At 72.5% G+C, this 13,776-nt stretch carries 12 protein-coding genes; 6 read left to right on the forward strand and 6 right to left on the reverse strand.

What is annotated here, in order from left to right:
- The first annotated feature begins 64 nt into the window (after positions 1 to 64).
- Positions 65 to 1,624 carry an alpha/beta fold hydrolase gene (locus tag ACIRB4_RS23755; protein ID WP_403294146.1) on the forward strand — a complete coding sequence of 520 codons (1,560 nt, stop codon included), beginning with the start codon at positions 65 to 67 and terminating at the stop codon, positions 1,622 to 1,624.
- 7 nt (positions 1,625 to 1,631) lie between these two features.
- Here ACIRB4_RS23755 and ACIRB4_RS23760 read toward each other — a convergent pair whose 3' ends face one another.
- Positions 1,632 to 2,999: an NAD(P)/FAD-dependent oxidoreductase gene (locus ACIRB4_RS23760; protein WP_403294147.1), complete on the reverse strand. Its 1,368-nt coding sequence runs from the start codon at positions 2,997 to 2,999 to the stop codon at positions 1,632 to 1,634.
- Positions 3,000 to 3,304: 305 nt separating this feature from the next.
- Between ACIRB4_RS23760 and ACIRB4_RS23765 the strand changes: the two genes are divergently transcribed.
- Entirely contained in the window at positions 3,305 to 4,114 is an 810-nt protein-coding gene (locus tag ACIRB4_RS23765) for an SAM-dependent methyltransferase (RefSeq protein WP_403294148.1), read from the forward strand.
- A gap of 37 nt (positions 4,115 to 4,151) precedes the next feature.
- On the opposite strand, the gene ACIRB4_RS23770 is transcribed toward ACIRB4_RS23765, so the two are convergent.
- Both ACIRB4_RS23770 and ACIRB4_RS23775 read right to left on the reverse strand, forming a co-directional pair.
- Entirely contained in the window at positions 4,152 to 5,054 is a 903-nt protein-coding gene (locus ACIRB4_RS23770) for a helix-turn-helix domain-containing protein (RefSeq protein WP_403294149.1), read from the reverse strand.
- 86 nt (positions 5,055 to 5,140) lie between these two features.
- Positions 5,141 to 5,380, reverse strand: a complete 240-nt coding sequence (locus ACIRB4_RS23775) for a DUF397 domain-containing protein (protein ID WP_403294150.1) — start codon at positions 5,378 to 5,380, stop codon at positions 5,141 to 5,143.
- Positions 5,381 to 5,537: 157 nt separating this feature from the next.
- Here ACIRB4_RS23775 and ACIRB4_RS23780 point away from each other — a divergent pair, with 157 nt between their 5' ends.
- From ACIRB4_RS23780 to ACIRB4_RS23790, 3 genes are all read left to right on the forward strand, one after another.
- Positions 5,538 to 6,029: an ATP-binding protein gene (locus tag ACIRB4_RS23780; protein ID WP_403294151.1), complete on the forward strand. Its 492-nt coding sequence runs from the start codon at positions 5,538 to 5,540 to the stop codon at positions 6,027 to 6,029.
- A 182-nt stretch (positions 6,030 to 6,211) separates the two neighbouring features.
- Positions 6,212 to 7,708: an APC family permease gene (locus tag ACIRB4_RS23785; protein ID WP_403294152.1), complete on the forward strand. Its 1,497-nt coding sequence runs from the start codon at positions 6,212 to 6,214 to the stop codon at positions 7,706 to 7,708.
- A 63-nt stretch (positions 7,709 to 7,771) separates the two neighbouring features.
- Positions 7,772 to 8,716 (forward strand): hypothetical protein, encoded by a 945-nt coding sequence (locus ACIRB4_RS23790; RefSeq protein WP_403294153.1) that lies wholly within the window; start codon positions 7,772 to 7,774, stop codon positions 8,714 to 8,716.
- Between the two features lie 49 nt (positions 8,717 to 8,765).
- Here the strand turns inward: ACIRB4_RS23790 and ACIRB4_RS23795 are convergent, their stop codons facing one another.
- From ACIRB4_RS23795 to ACIRB4_RS23805, 3 genes are all read right to left on the reverse strand, one after another.
- Positions 8,766 to 10,130: a cytochrome P450 gene (locus ACIRB4_RS23795; protein WP_403294154.1), complete on the reverse strand. Its 1,365-nt coding sequence runs from the start codon at positions 10,128 to 10,130 to the stop codon at positions 8,766 to 8,768.
- 273 nt (positions 10,131 to 10,403) lie between these two features.
- The gene (locus ACIRB4_RS23800) at positions 10,404 to 12,065 is read right to left on the reverse strand and encodes an FAD-dependent oxidoreductase (RefSeq protein WP_403294155.1); all 1,662 of its coding nucleotides are present in this window, start codon (positions 12,063 to 12,065) and stop codon (positions 10,404 to 10,406) included.
- Between the two features lie 37 nt (positions 12,066 to 12,102).
- On the reverse strand, positions 12,103 to 13,017 hold the full coding sequence (locus tag ACIRB4_RS23805; RefSeq protein ID WP_403294157.1) for a diiron oxygenase: 915 nt from the start codon (positions 13,015 to 13,017) through the stop codon (positions 12,103 to 12,105).
- Positions 13,018 to 13,292: 275 nt separating this feature from the next.
- Here ACIRB4_RS23805 and ACIRB4_RS23810 point away from each other — a divergent pair, with 275 nt between their 5' ends.
- Positions 13,293 to 13,727, forward strand: coding sequence for an Hsp20/alpha crystallin family protein (locus ACIRB4_RS23810; protein WP_403294158.1), 435 nt, complete (start codon positions 13,293 to 13,295; stop codon positions 13,725 to 13,727).
- Positions 13,728 to 13,776: the final 49 nt, after the last annotated feature.

The raw sequence follows: 13,776 nt of genomic DNA on the forward strand, positions 1-13,776 counted from the left end.
CGCCGCCCGCGGCGGCCCGCCGCGGATCACGTGAACGAAGCACGAGAAGGACAAGGAGACGCGCATGACGGCATTCGTCCTGGTGTCGGACATCTGGACCGGCGGCTGGGTCTGGCGGGAGGTGGCCGCCCGGCTGCGGGAGTCGGGGGCGCGGGCGCATCCGGTGACGCTGACCGGCATGGGCGACGGCGGCCCTCCGGCCGAGCCCGACACGGACCTGGAGACCCATGTCCGGGACGTGGTGCGGCTGATCGACCGGGTCGACGCGGAGGAGCTGGTGCTCGTCGGCCACGGCTACGCCATCCACCCCGTGCTCGGCGCCGCCGACCGGCGCGCCGAGCGGATCGCCCGGATCATCCACTTGGACGCGGGCCTGCCCCAGGACGGCGACGCGCCCCTCGCGCTGGTCCCCGACCCGGCGGTCCACGAGCACCTGGCCCGCCCGCCCGCTGGGTGGAACGCCGGGAGCGAGAACCCGGTCACCGCGCACTCCGCCGAAGAGAACCGCGGGAAGGACCGGCCCGTGCCACCGCCCCCGGTCGGCGCCTGGCATCGGCTGGGCAGTCTCGCCGGCGTCACGGCGGACGCGGAGGCACGGCTGGCCCGCCTGGCGGCGCCCCAGCCGCCGGGCACGCTCACCCGGCCGCTGCGCCTGACGGGAAAGGCCGCCGCGCTCCCGACGACCGGCATCCTCTGCACCGGCAACGGATCGAGCATCGCCATGGTCGAGGGCCTGGTGAGCCTCGGGGACCCCCGCCTGCGTCGGCTCACCGACCCCACCGTGAGCTTCTTCGAACTCCACACGGGGCACTGGCCGATGCTCTCCGTCCCCGACGAACTGGCCGACACCCTGCTCCGGGCCGCCGCGGGCGAAGGCCACCGCCTGGCCGCGGCGGTGGCCGAGGACCCCACCCACCTCCGGCCCTTCCTGCTCGACCTGCCCGAGCGGAGGCGCGAGCGCGTCGGGCGGCTCGACCTCTACCTGCCGGACGCCGACGAGCCCCGCCCGGCGGTGGTGTTCGTCCACGGCGGCCCGGTCCCCCTCGGCGTGGAGCCCACCCCACGGGACTGGCCGGGCTTCGTCGGCTACGGCACCTACGCGGCCGGCAGGGGAGCGGTGGGCGTGACCCTCGACCATGGACTGCACGACCTCGGCGGCTACCCGCGGGCCGCCGACGACCTCGCCGCGGCGGTCGAACACGTACGGGCAGACCCGCGCGTCGACGCCGAGCGCGTCGCCCTATGGTTCTTCTCCGCCGGCGGGCTGCTGTCGGCCGACTGGCTCGCCGCGCCCCCGCCCTGGCTGCGGTGCGTGGCGGCCACCTATCCCGTCCTTGCGCCGCTGCCGCAGTGGGGGCACTCCGCGTCACGGTTCCACCCCGCGGCCGCCGTGCCCGCGGCGGGAGCGCTGCCCCTCGTCGTGACCCGGGTGGAGCGCGAGCGACCGGAGATCGCCGCGACGGTCGAGGAGTTCCTGACGGCCGCGGCGGAGTGCGACGCCCGGGTCGAGGTGATCGACGTGCCGGGCGCGCACCACGGCTTCGAGACGATCGACCACACCGACCCGGCACGCCGCGCCGTTGACCGAGCCATGACCTCCGTGCTGGGGCACCTGCTGGGCTGAGCCCGCCTCAGCCCTGCGCCGCCCGCAGGGACGCGGTGTGCTCCCGCACCTGCTCGGGGGTGAGATAGGCGTCGGTGTACTCGAAGTCCTGCAGGGTTCCCGACTTGGACGCCAGGAAGCCGGTACGCACGAAGTCGTCTCCGGCGAGCGCGTTGAGGAGCCAGTTCGTCATCACCCGGGTCTTGGCGACGTTCGTGCGCAGCGCCGACCAGTGGTAGGCCCGGGCCACCGCCTGGGCTGGCATGCCGTGCAGTTCGACCCCGAGCGGCTTGGAGACGCCGTCCCGCCCGCCCAGGTCCACCACGAGGCCGAGATCCTTGTGGACGTACGGGTAGGTCTGCCGGCCCCGCAGGACGGCGACCAGGTTGTCGGCGATCTTCCGCCCCTGCCGCAGCGCGTGCTGGGCGGTGGGCGGACAGACGGCGTCCTTGTCGCCCTTCGCCAGGTCGGGCACGGCGGCTGCGTCACCGAGGGCGTACACACCGTCGAGCCCGGGCACGGTCAGGTCCGCGCCGACCACGAGACGGCCCTTGTGCGTCTCCGCGTCCAGGGTGCCGATCAGCGGACTGGCGGCGACACCGGCCGTCCAGATCAGGGTGCGGCAGGGCAGTACCCGCCCGTCGGTGAGCGTGACCGTCTCGGCGTCCACGGAGGCCACCGACACCCCGAGCGACACCTCGATCCCGCGCCGCCGGAGGATGTCGAGCGCCGCGCCGCCGAGCTTGTCGCCCAGTTCGGGCATCAGCTTCGGGGCGATGTCCACCAGGTGCCACTTGATCAGCTTCGGGTCCAGGCGCGGGTAGCGCTTGATCGCGTGATGCGTGAGGCGCTGCAGACAGGCGGCCGTCTCCGTGCCCGCGTACCCGCCGCCGACGACCACGAACTGCAGCCGGGCGGCCCGCTCGGCCTCGTCCTGGCCCGCGTCGGCCAGATCCAGCTGGGCGATCACATGGTCGCGGATGAAGACCGCCTCGGCGAGGGTCTTCATCCCGCGCGCGTGCTCGGCGAGCCCCGGGATGTCGAACGTCCGCGTGACACTGCCGGGAGCCAGGACGAGGTGGTCGTACGGTTCGGCGACGATCTCGCCGGTGATCTTCCGGATCACGCACACCTTGGCCTTGGCGTCCACGCCGATCGCGCCGCCGGGAATGATCCGCGTCCGGTGTCGCGCGCTGCGACGGAGCGACAGCGCCACGGACTGGGGGGTGAGCACGCCCGACGCCACCTGGGGGAGCAGGGGCAGATAGAGCTGGTACGAGAAGGGCGACAGCAGCGAGATCTGGGCCTCGCCGCCGTGCAGCCGCCGCTCGAGCCGCCGTACGCAGGCCACTCCGGCGAAGCCGGCGCCCACGACGAGAATCCTCGGTCGGGTCACGGTGTGTCCGTCCTTCGGGGTCAACGGTCCTTGCAGCTCCAGTAACCCCAGGGGGGAAACGGAAACCCGTGCTGCCCGCCGATGGAGTGACGGTCACGGCGCCCCGGCACCGCCCGGGACGGCGGCGGTGCGTCGCCGAGCCCTCGCCGTGACGGTCGTTCGCCCCGGGATGGCCGGGTTTCTGCCCTGGCCGGAATCCATGCCTCGGAACGCCGGCGCTCCTCGGCGCTCTGTACCGGGGGAGGGGCCGCTCCCTAGCATGGGCGACCAGGGTTTCCTCTTGCGAAGACACGGGTGAGGACTGGATGCGAGACACGTCGTGGCGCCCGGACGCCATCGACACCAACGTGCCGAGCGTGGCGCGTATGTACGACTTCTTCCTGGGAGGCGACGACAACTACCAGTCGGATCGCGACGCCTGCGAGGAACTGCTGAAGCAGGTTCCCAGCACCAAGGTCCTCGCCGTGAACAACCGGCACTTCCTCCGCCGTGTCGTGCGGATGCTCGCCTCCGAGTACGGCATCCGGCAGTTCATCGACCACGGATCCGGCCTGCCCACGCAGGACAACGTGCACCAGGTGGCCCAGGCCGTCGACCCGGACTCGCGGGTGGTGTACGTCGACAACGACCCGATCGTCCTCGCCCATGGACGGGCCCTGCTGGAGGAGAACGACCGCACGGCCGTCATCCAGGCCGACATGCGGGACACGGAGGGCATCTTCGGTCACCAGGAGACGCGGCGGCTGATCGACTTCGACCAGCCGGTCGCCGCTCTCTTCGTCTCGGTGCTCCACTGCATCCCGGACGAGGACGACCCCGCCGGGCTCGTCCGCCGGGTCGCGGAGCGGCTCGCGCCGGGCAGCTTCCTCGTGGTGTGCCAGCTCGTCAGCGACCGGCCGGAGATCCGCCGGTTCGTGACGGACTTCATGGCGGAGGCCACCGGGGGCCACTGGGGCCGGGTCCGCGAGGAGCATGAGGTCGCCGCCTACTTCGACGGGCTCGAGATCCTCGAACCAGGACTCGTGGAGGTGTCCACCTGGCGGCCGGACAACGACCTGGCGCCGGTGCAGCCCAGCGACGAGTGGCTCGAATGGGGCGGCGTCGGCCGACTCTGAGCGTGCGCGGGCGGACGGCCCCGAGGCCGTCCGCCCCTCACAGGCGGTCGAGGCGCTCCCGTACCCGTGCCAGGGACTCGGCCGGAGTCAGCGCGCAGGCGCTGAGCCGGTCCAGCATGTCCCGGTACTGCTCGACGTCGGCCGGCTTCTGGCTGAACGTACTGTCCGTCAGATGCTCGATGTAGACGGCGTCCTTCAGATCCCTGAGCGCGAACCGCAGATACGTCACGCCTGTGCCGACGCCGATCGCCGCCGTCACATCGAGGGGAGCGACCTGGAGCGTCACCCGGGACCGGCCCATCAGGTCGACGAGGTGCTCCAGCTGTTCCCGCATGACCTCGGGACCGCCCACCGTCCGCAGCAGCACCGACTCGTCGATCACGGCCCACAGCCGGGGGCCGCCCTCCCGGTCGAGCTGCCGCTGCCGCTCCTGCCGCAGCTCGATCCGGCGCTGGATCTCGTTCGGCAGCAGGCGGCCGGGCCCCGACCGGACGACCGCGCGCGTGTACCCCGGCGTCTGGAGCAGTCCGGGGATGTAGAAGGGCTCATACGAACGGATCAGCGCCGCCGCTCCTTCGAGGGCGACCAGCGGCGTGAAGAAGTCCGAGAGCACATCGCTGAAGGAGCGCCACCATTCGGCCTGCCGGGACTGGCGTACCAGTCGGAGGAACTCCTCCGAGCGGGCCCCGTCCGTCACGCCGTACAGCGCCAGGAGGGCCATCGCGTCGGCCGGCTTGCAGCCGTGCCGGCCCAGTTCGATACGGCTCGTCTTCGAGCGGGAGAACCCCAGCCGGGCGTCGACGTCGGCCGGCTCAAGACCGGCCGCCACGCGCAGTTCACGCAGCTTGCCGCCGAGGATCAACTTGAGCGCGGTGGGGTTGTTCTCCAGCGTCCCGATGGAACGGACGAACAGGGGCGAACTCGGTTCGGCTTCGGCCATCACGCGCTCCCGCACTCTTCATGAGGGCTACGAGAGTAACGGCGACGGCGATCGCGGACCAGCGACTCCGGGCGCGACGGCGGTTTTCAGCCGATCGCGAAGTCGAAGTCGCCGTCCCTCGCGCCGGCGACGAACGCCGCGAACTCCTCGCGCGTATAGACCAGGGCGGGGCCCTCCGGGTCGCGCGAGTTGCGCAGCGCGACCCCGCCGCACGGGAGGGCGGCCATCTCCACGCAGTTGCCGGTGGCGTTGCTGTGCCGGCTCTTGATCCAGGTGACCGAGGCCAGGGCGCTCGCCCTCATCCCGTTGAACAACTCCGCGGCCATGAGCCCTCCCGATCCGTACGGCGGTCGTACGCCTGTCCATGAGATCGCACGACTGCAATCCCAGATGCAATTGCACTTTCGGTGTGCGCTCGACAATACTCGTTTCACACCGAACGCCGCAGCATTGAACTCCGGGGCATACAAGGAGACATGACTGGTGATCACTCACACGTCGGCCTTGGCGCCCGATCCCACGCCCGCGCCTGTCCCCGGTCCTGAGGCCCTGCCGCTCGGCTTCGCCGCCTGCGGGCTCGACGGGCGCCCGCAGAACGTCTCCCGCGCGCGCCGCTTCGTCCTGCTGACACTGGAAGGCTGGGTGCTGCCCTCCCTCGCCGGGGACCTGGAGCTCGTCGTCACCGAGCTGGTCACCAACGCCGTACGCCACGCGCTCGGCTGCCCCGACCGCGCCGTGGAGGAGGCCGAGTACCCCGTGTGGCTCGGGCTGTCCCTGCACCCCCGCCACCTCGTCGCCGCCGTCACCGACCCCAGCCCCGAGCCGCCCCGCCCGCGGCCGGTCGACGATCTGGGCACGGGCGGACGCGGGATGCACCTGATCGAGGCGCTCAGCGACACCTGGTCCTGGACCCCCGCCGCGCCCCGCGGGAAGACGGTGTGGGCGGCGCTGCTGCTGCCGACCGCCCGGAGCTGAGCGGCTGCTCTTGTCAGCTGCACGGGTGCGGACAACGGAATCCGTAGGTCGTGACAGGCGAGGCCGACCGTTTGCCTTGCAAGCTACCGCTTAGTCGAAGGAAATCGCAGCTCCCCCCTTGTGCTCGCGCGAGCGGGCGCGGCAGGATCGCTCACCTGTACGTCATCGGAGGAGCACGGCACGTGAGCAGCAGAACCGGTAGCGAGGGCGGCGGCGGTCTGCGGGCCGGCTCCCTGGGCACCTTCGACTCGATCGTCATGGCGGTCGCCGGCTGCGGTCCCGCGTACACCGTCGCGGCGACCATCCCCGCGCTCGTGCTCGCCGTCGGCGTCGCCGCTCCGGCGGTGCTCCTCTATTGCGCCCTCCCGATGGTCGGCATCGCCCTCGCCTTCCGCCACCTCGGACGGCTCGACGTCAACGCCGGCGCCACCTACACCTGGGCCGCCCGCGCGCTCCACCCCTTCCTCGGATTCCTCGGCGGCTGGGCCCTGGTCGTCGCCACCACCGTCTTCCTGGTCTCCGCCACCGTGCCCGCGGGCGCCGCCACCCTGGCCTTCCTCGACCCGGAGTGGGCCGCGGACACGACCCTCGCCACGGTCGTCGGCGTCGGCTGGTTCCTGCTCATGGCGGGCGTCGTGGCGCTGGGCGCCCGTATCGGCCCGTACACCCGCAGGGTGCTCACCGGCGCCCAGCTCGCCCTGCTCATCGGCTTCGCTGTCGCCGCCCTCGCCAAGGACGGCAACGCGGTGGACTTCTCGCTCTCCTGGTTCGGATTCAGCCATTTCGACGCCACACACACCTTCGTCGGCGGCGCGCTGATCGCCGGGTTCAGCTACTGGGGGTGGGACGTGACCAGCAACCTCAGCGAGGAGACCCGCAACAGCCGCCGCGCCTTCGGTCTGGGCGGACTCGTCGGCGTCCTGGTGTCGTTCGCGGTCTTCACCGTCCTCACCCTCGCCGCCACCGTCCTGCTCGGCGTGGACGCGGTGCGCGAGAACCCCCAAAGTTTCCTCACCCAGCTCGGTGAGGCCGTCTGGCCGGGCTGGGGCGGCCGCCTGCTCGTCCTGGCCGTGCTGCTGTCCATGATCGCCACCGTGGAGACGGCGCTCCTGCAGGCCACCCGCACCCTCTTCGCCATGGGCCGCGACCGCACGGTGCCCGCCGTGTTCTCCCGTACCCACCGCGAATGGCGCACACCATGGGTGGCGACCCTCACCGTGGCGGCGGTCGCCCTGCTCCTCGTGGTCGTCTCGGCCACGGCCGGCTCCGGTACGCAGTTCGTCCGCGACGCCGTCAGCGGCATCGGCCTGCCCATCGCGTTCTACTACGCCCTGGCCGGTCTCTCCGCCGTCGTCGCGTACCGCAAGGTGCTGTGCACCTCCGTAGGCAACCTCCTCCTCCTCGGCCTGTGGCCGCTCGGCGGAGCGCTCTTCATGATGTGGATCTTCGTGATGTCGCTCCCGGAGCTGAGCGCCGCCTCCCTCGCCATCGGCCTGGGCGCCCTCGGCCTCGGCGTGGTGCCCATGTCGCTCTCCTGGTTCCAGGGCAGTTCGTACTTCCGGCCCCGGCCGCTGGACCCCGAGCAGGCCGACGCGATGGACGCGTACGACGGCGATACGGGGACCGAGGCGGCGCTCGCCGCCGCCGAACGCCGGGACGGCGTCCTGACCGACTTCTGAACGCGGCCCCGCCCGCCGCCCTCCACCCACCCGAACCGGCCTCGACCCGAGGAGTGTCCTGCCATGGCCGCCTGGCCGCGCCGCCGTTCCGGAGCACCGGTCCACGATCCGGCCTACGGCGACCGCGCCCTGTCGGAGGGCTGCCAGGACATGGTGATGGGCCGCTGGGAGGGCGCCCGCGACCTGCTGTCCCGGCAGCCGCGCGACGACTGGGACCGGCGCTCCCACCGCATCCGCCTGCTCGCCGACGCGGCGGCCAACCGGCGCACCGTCGACGTCTGGCACGCAACCGAACCCGGTAACCCCGACGCGGCGATCCTGTGGGCGGAGACCGAGGTGATGCGCCTGTTCGCCGCCGCCCGCACCGGCACGCTGCCGGCGAGGGACAGCCTCGACCGGGTCGCCCGGCTCTGCCTCCAGGCCTCGGACCTCGCTCCCGAGGATCCGCACCCCTTCGTCTCCCTGGTGACGCTCGGCAGGCTGTACGAGGACGGGGACGCCAACATGGCCCACTGGTGGAAGGAGCTCCGGGCCCGGGACCCGTACCACCGGGAAGGCCACCACCAGGCGCTGCGCCATCTCTCCGCCCGCTGGCACGGCTCGCACACCACCGCCTACAACTTCGCCTGGGACGCGGCGGCCTACGCCCCCGCGGGCTCCCCGCTCGTGGCGCTCCCCCAGGTGGCCCGAGCGGAGGAGTACCGGCACCGGACGGAGACGGAGGGCCGCACGACGATCGGCCTCACCTACCACTGGACCGGCGAACGGGCTCGCTGGGACCTGCGCCAGACGCTGGAGAAGTGGATCGTGCCCCGCACGACCGCGTACGCCCAGGACGTCGCCGACCTCAACCACGTGGCCCACGGCCTCGTCCACGCGGGCATGCACCGGGAGGCCGGCGCCGTCTTCGACCTCCTCGACAACCGGGCCACCCGGGTCCCCTGGTCGTACAGCGGAGACCCCGAGCACCTCTTCACCCTCTGGCGCGACAAGTCACGACGCGACTGAGCCCAGCTCCGGCGCCGGGGGCCGGTCTCGGCACGCGGGTGGATCGGCCTCAGCCGGAGCCGAGCACCACGTCGATGCGCAGGGGCGCCCGGAAGGACAGCAGGCCGAGCATCGGAGGGTCCTCCGCGGCCGGGGCGAGACGGGCCGCCGGCAGGCGACGGGCCACCGCGCGCAGGGCGACGGCCGCTTCCGTACGGGCCAGGGAGGCTCCCGGGCAGCGGTGGCGCCCGGCGCCGAAGGCGAGGTGGTGGCGCACGTCCGCCCGGTCCGTGCGCATCACCGCGGGCCCGTCGAAGACCTCGGGGTCCGAGCCGCTCCCCATGAGCATCAGCAGCAGCTGCGCGCCCGCCGGGAGCCGTACGCCACCCAGCTCCACCGGCTGCGAGGTCACCCGGCGCCAGGACGTGACCGGCGGCTCCCGGCGCAGGACCTCCTCCACCCAGGCCCGGGCCAGCGGCTCGTCCCGCGCGGGCCGGGGCCAGAGCCCGGGCTCGGCCAACGCCCTGCGCAGGACGGTGGAGAGGAGCTGCCCGGTGGTCGACTGTCCGGCGACGAGGACGAAGAAGCAGGCGCCCACGGCGGTCTGGACGTCCAGCGGTCGCCCGTCCGGCAGTGTGTGACGGGTCAGGGCGCCCACGAGACTGTCCGCGGGGGCGTTGCCTTCGCTCACCGTCGCCGTGAGCCACTGGTGGAACTCGCCGACCAGCCTGGCCAGTTCGAGCTGGCGGTCGGGCGTGGGCCGCCCCCAGAACAGCTCCAGCGACGCGTCGCTCCAGCGGATCAGGGTGGCCGGGTCGACGCCGTGGACGCCGAGCAGCTCCATCATCACCCGGCAGGGAAGCGCCTGGGCGAACGACGTGAACAGGTCGCAGCCGCCCGTGGCGTCGACGCGGTCCCGCACCCCGTCGAGGAGTTCGTCGGCGATCCGCTCGATCACGGGCACCGCCGCCGCGACCCGGTGGGCGTTGAAGAACCGTGTGACCACGCGCCGGAGACCGGCGTGGGTGGGCGTGCTGTTGTTGGCCAGCGCCGGCCGGACCCGGAACCCCGCCCGCGCCAGTACGCGCAGGGCCGGGACTCCGAGGGGGGTGACCGCGTGCTGCGCGTTGTCCGGGAGGAACGCGGTCTGATCCAGCAGCACCGTGCGTATGTCGCGGTGGCGGCTGACCAGCCACAGACCGGTGGCGGGATCGTGGTGCACCGGGGACTCGCGGCGCAGGACGTCCATCCACGGGTAGGGGTCGCGCACGAACCCGTCGCCGAAGAGATCGAGGATTCCGTACGGGTCGTCCGGGTCGAGCCGGTCGTGCCGGTCGGGAAGCGCGTCCGGCCCCGGAGCGGCGGTCCGGCCGTACGGGCAGCCGCCGCTCGCTCCGGGGTGCGGCGCGGGTCCGGTCACGGCCTGGAAGATCACGGCCCGGACGCTAACACGCGCCCGCGCGGCGTGAGCCTGCGCTGTGCGGAGGATCACGCACGGACGGGGGGAGGGACGGAGGGTGCTGACCGGCGGCGGTCCGCCCGTCCGGCCTCGGTACGGGCGGGCCGGGTGGGCCCCGGCCCGCGGGATGGGTCGGCCAGGCGTCGTACTGCCGGGCGGAGCCCGGCCGGCCCGACGTGGTCGGCGTCGCGTCGTATTGCCGGGGTCGACCTGGGCCCCCGGACGGGTCGGCCTCGCGTCGTGCGGGCGTCAGTTCGGCCGGCTCCAGCGCTTGCCCTTCGCGGCCGCGACCAGTTCTGGCAGCGTGCCGAGCTTGACCCGCGGGCGGCCGCCCGCGCGGCCGAGGGCCAGCTCGGTGCGGTCGATGGCCGCCAGGCCGCGGGCGTCGACGATCTGGCGGCCGCGGCGGCGCGCCAGGCGCTGGAACGCCCTCGGGGTGCCCGAGGGGGCGGGCAGGGCGCCGGCCACGGCGTCGGCCAGGAGCGTGCCGACCGTCTCGGCGGCGCAGGTGCGGTTGGCTCCGATGCCGCCCGAGGGACCGCGCTTGATCCAGCCGACGACGTACGTCCCCGGCCGCCCCGCCACCCGGCCGCGCTCGTGCGGCACGGTGCCGGTCGCCTCGTCGAAGGGGAGACCCGCCACCGGCGCACCGCGATAGCCGACCGCGCGTACGAGCAGGCCCGCCGGGATGTCGAGCCGGCCCGCGCCGTCCGTCACCCGCACCCCGGCGACCGTCGCCTCGCCGAGCACCTCCACCGGCGCGGAGTGGAATCGCAGGACGATCCGCCGTCCCGGGGGAGCCGCCCCCGACCAGTCCACGGTCGCGCGGGCGACGCCCCGCAGCAGGGCCGCCTTGTCGCCGGCCGCCGCGCCGTCGATCGTCGCGCCGGTGCGCGGATCAGCGTCGTCGACGACCAGATCCACCCCCGGCAGGTGGGTGAGCGCGCGCAGCTCCGACGCGGTGTACGCCGCGTGCTCGGGACCGCGCCGCCCCAGAAGGACCACTTCGCGCACCTCGGACCTCCGCAGGGCCGCGAGCGCGTGGTCGGCGATGTCGGTCCCGGCGAGCGCCGCCGGGTCCGATACGAGGATGCGGGCGACGTCGAGGGCGACGTTGCCGTTGCCGACCACGACGACCCGCTCGGCGGACAGGTCGATCGCGTCCGGGGCGACCTCCGGGTGGGCGTTGTACCAGGAGACGAACGTGGTCGCCGCGAGGCTGCCGGGCACGTCCTCGCCGGGGATGCCGAGCCGGCGGTCCGTGGAGGCGCCGACGGCGTAGACGACCGCGTCGTGGTGCGCGGCGAGCTCCTCCGTGGTGAGGTCCTCGCCGACCTCGACGCCCAGGACCATCCGTACGCGGGGATGGGAGTGGAAGCGGGCGAAGGCGTCGCCCACCTTCTTGGTCGCCGGATGGTCCGGGGCGACGCCGTACCGGACGAGTCCGCCCGCCACCGGCAGCCGGTCGACCAGCGTGACCTCGGCGTTCGTGTGCAGCAGCAGGTCCTCGGCGGCGTACATCCCGGCCGGGCCCGTGCCGACGACCGCGACCCGGATCGGCGCGAAGTCGGACGGCAGACTCCGCTCGAAGACGGGTGCGCCCCAGGGGTGGAAGTTCGGCCCGTCGCCGGCGGTCTCGCGCTCCCTGTCCGCCTCCTCGTCCGCGAAGTAGGCCGCGTTGATGGCGGCGTACTCCTTCGCCGGACCCGAGAGGCTGTCCACCGGGAAGATCGCGTCGACGGGGCAGGCGTCCGCGCACGCGCCGCAGTCGATGCACGACCTGGGGTCGACGTAGAGCATGTCCGTACTGCCGAACTCCCGCTCCTGCGGCGTCGGATGGATGCAGTTGACAGGGCACACGGCGACACAGGTGGCATCGCTGCAGCAGTTCTGGGTGATCGCGTAGGTCATCTCGTCAGCTCGGGTCGTCTCGGCGGGGCGGATCGGGTCAGATCAGGTGGGCGCGCTTGTAGAAGGCCAGGGCCGGCTTGGTGAGGAGCCGGGCGGAGGCGAGGAACTCCATGAGCCCCGAACAGCTGGAGCGCATCAGGGACTTGTGGTGTTCGTTCGCCTTGGCCTCGGCGATCGCGCGCCGTGCGTCGAGCCCGGCGTTGGCGTAGACGTTCCGGTTCACCATGCTGGTGACGATGAAGTAGGAGGCGACGGCGATCACGAAGGCGTTGAGCCGCCGGCGCAGCGGGCCGGCGTGCCGCAGCCGCTTGCGCGTCTCGTCGCGGGCGAACTTCATGTGCCGCGACTCCTCCACCACGTGGATGTTGTTGATGGTGCGGACGAAGGGTGCGACCCGCTCGTCGCGCATCCAGTCGCGCTGCATCACGTCGAGGACCTCCTCGGCGACCAGGATCGCGGCGTACGCCGCCTCGCCGAAGGCGAGCGTCTTGAAGACCCGGCCGAGTTCGACCACCATCCGGTGCGGCCGGTAGGCGGGAGCGCCCAGTTTCGCGGCGCCGCGGGCGAACATGACGGAGTGCCGGCACTCGTCGGCGATCTCGGTGAGCGCCCACTGGAACCGCGGGTCGGCCGGATCCTTGGTGTACATGTCCCGCAGCACCATCTGCTGCAGGATCATCTCGAACCAGATGCCGGTGCTGGCCACGGACGCGGCCTCCTGCCGCGTCAGCTCCTTGCGCTGGGCGTCGGTCATCTCCTCCCAGTACGCCGTTCCGTAGAGGGTGCTCCACTCGGGGCTCGCGCCGTGGAAGTCCTTGTCCAGCGGGGTGTCCCAGTCCACCTCCACGGCCGGGTCGTACGACAGCTTCGCGGCCGATGCGAGCAGTCGCCGGGCGACGTCCTGCTCCTGGAGCGGGTCGTGGTTCTCCGGCCGGACGGTGCTGCTTGCCATGCTGCGGCTCCTTGACTCGAGAGATCGCGCCATCCCCGCTTGTTAGACGTGACGTCTAGCAAGCTGTTAGACGGAACGTATAACAAGGGGAGTGGCCGGGCTACCCCTCGGTAGGAAATCCACGCGACCTCCTCAAGCCCCTGGTCTTCGTCGATCGCCGAAGCTGTGTCATCCGTCCGATGACATGCCATTTGTCATCTTTTGGATGACGTGCTACATATGAGACAGGTGAAGCGCACGAGCAGGCACGTTGATCCGGCTGGAGGTGTATCGCGATGCTGATGCGCACCGACCCGTTCCGCGAACTGGACCGCCTCACCCGGCAGTTCCTCGAAACGCCCGGCACCTGGTCGAGGCCGACCGCCATGCCGATGGACGCCTACCGCGAAGGCGACGAATACGTCATCGCCCTGGACATCCCCGGCGTCTCCGCGGACTCGATCGATGTCGACGTGGAGCGGAACATGCTCACGGTGAGGGCCGAGAGGCGGCCGTCGCGCAAGGCCGACGACGTCGAGGTGGAGCTCTCCGAGCGGCCTCTCGGCGTGTTCTCCCGGCAGGTCATGCTGGCCGACACCCTCGACATGGAGCGCATCGACGCCGACTACGACGCCGGCGTCCTGACCCTGCGGATCCCGATCAGCGAGCGCGCCAAGGCCCGCCGCATCCCCATCGGGGAAGGCGCCGCGCAGAAGGAGATCAAGGGCTGAACCACCGGCGTACGCCTGGCGGGGCGGCGCACCCGGAGCGGGCATCCGA

The sequence above is a fragment of the Streptomyces sp. NPDC093600 genome (assembly GCF_044764755.1).
Classification (GTDB): Bacteria; Actinomycetota; Actinomycetes; order Streptomycetales; family Streptomycetaceae; genus Streptomyces.

Bases quoted from the DNA above. Each gene is read 5' to 3' on its own strand.
- ACIRB4_RS23800 (WP_403294155.1), bottom strand. From the start codon at position 12,065: ATGACCTACGCGATCACCCAGAACTGCTGCAGCGATGCCACCTGTGTC.
- ACIRB4_RS23775 (WP_403294150.1), bottom strand. From the start codon at position 5,380: ATGGCCGCGGAGTTGTTCAACGGGATGAGGGCGAGCGCCCTGGCCTCG.
- ACIRB4_RS23790 (WP_403294153.1), top strand. From the start codon at position 7,772: ATGGCCGCCTGGCCGCGCCGCCGTTCCGGAGCACCGGTCCACGATCCG.
- ACIRB4_RS23765 (WP_403294148.1), top strand. From the start codon at position 3,305: ATGCGAGACACGTCGTGGCGCCCGGACGCCATCGACACCAACGTGCCG.
- ACIRB4_RS23770 (WP_403294149.1), bottom strand. From the start codon at position 5,054: ATGGCCGAAGCCGAACCGAGTTCGCCCCTGTTCGTCCGTTCCATCGGG.
- ACIRB4_RS23755 (WP_403294146.1), top strand. From the start codon at position 65: ATGACGGCATTCGTCCTGGTGTCGGACATCTGGACCGGCGGCTGGGTC.
- ACIRB4_RS23810 (WP_403294158.1), top strand. From the start codon at position 13,293: ATGCTGATGCGCACCGACCCGTTCCGCGAACTGGACCGCCTCACCCGG.
- ACIRB4_RS23805 (WP_403294157.1), bottom strand. From the start codon at position 13,017: ATGGCAAGCAGCACCGTCCGGCCGGAGAACCACGACCCGCTCCAGGAG.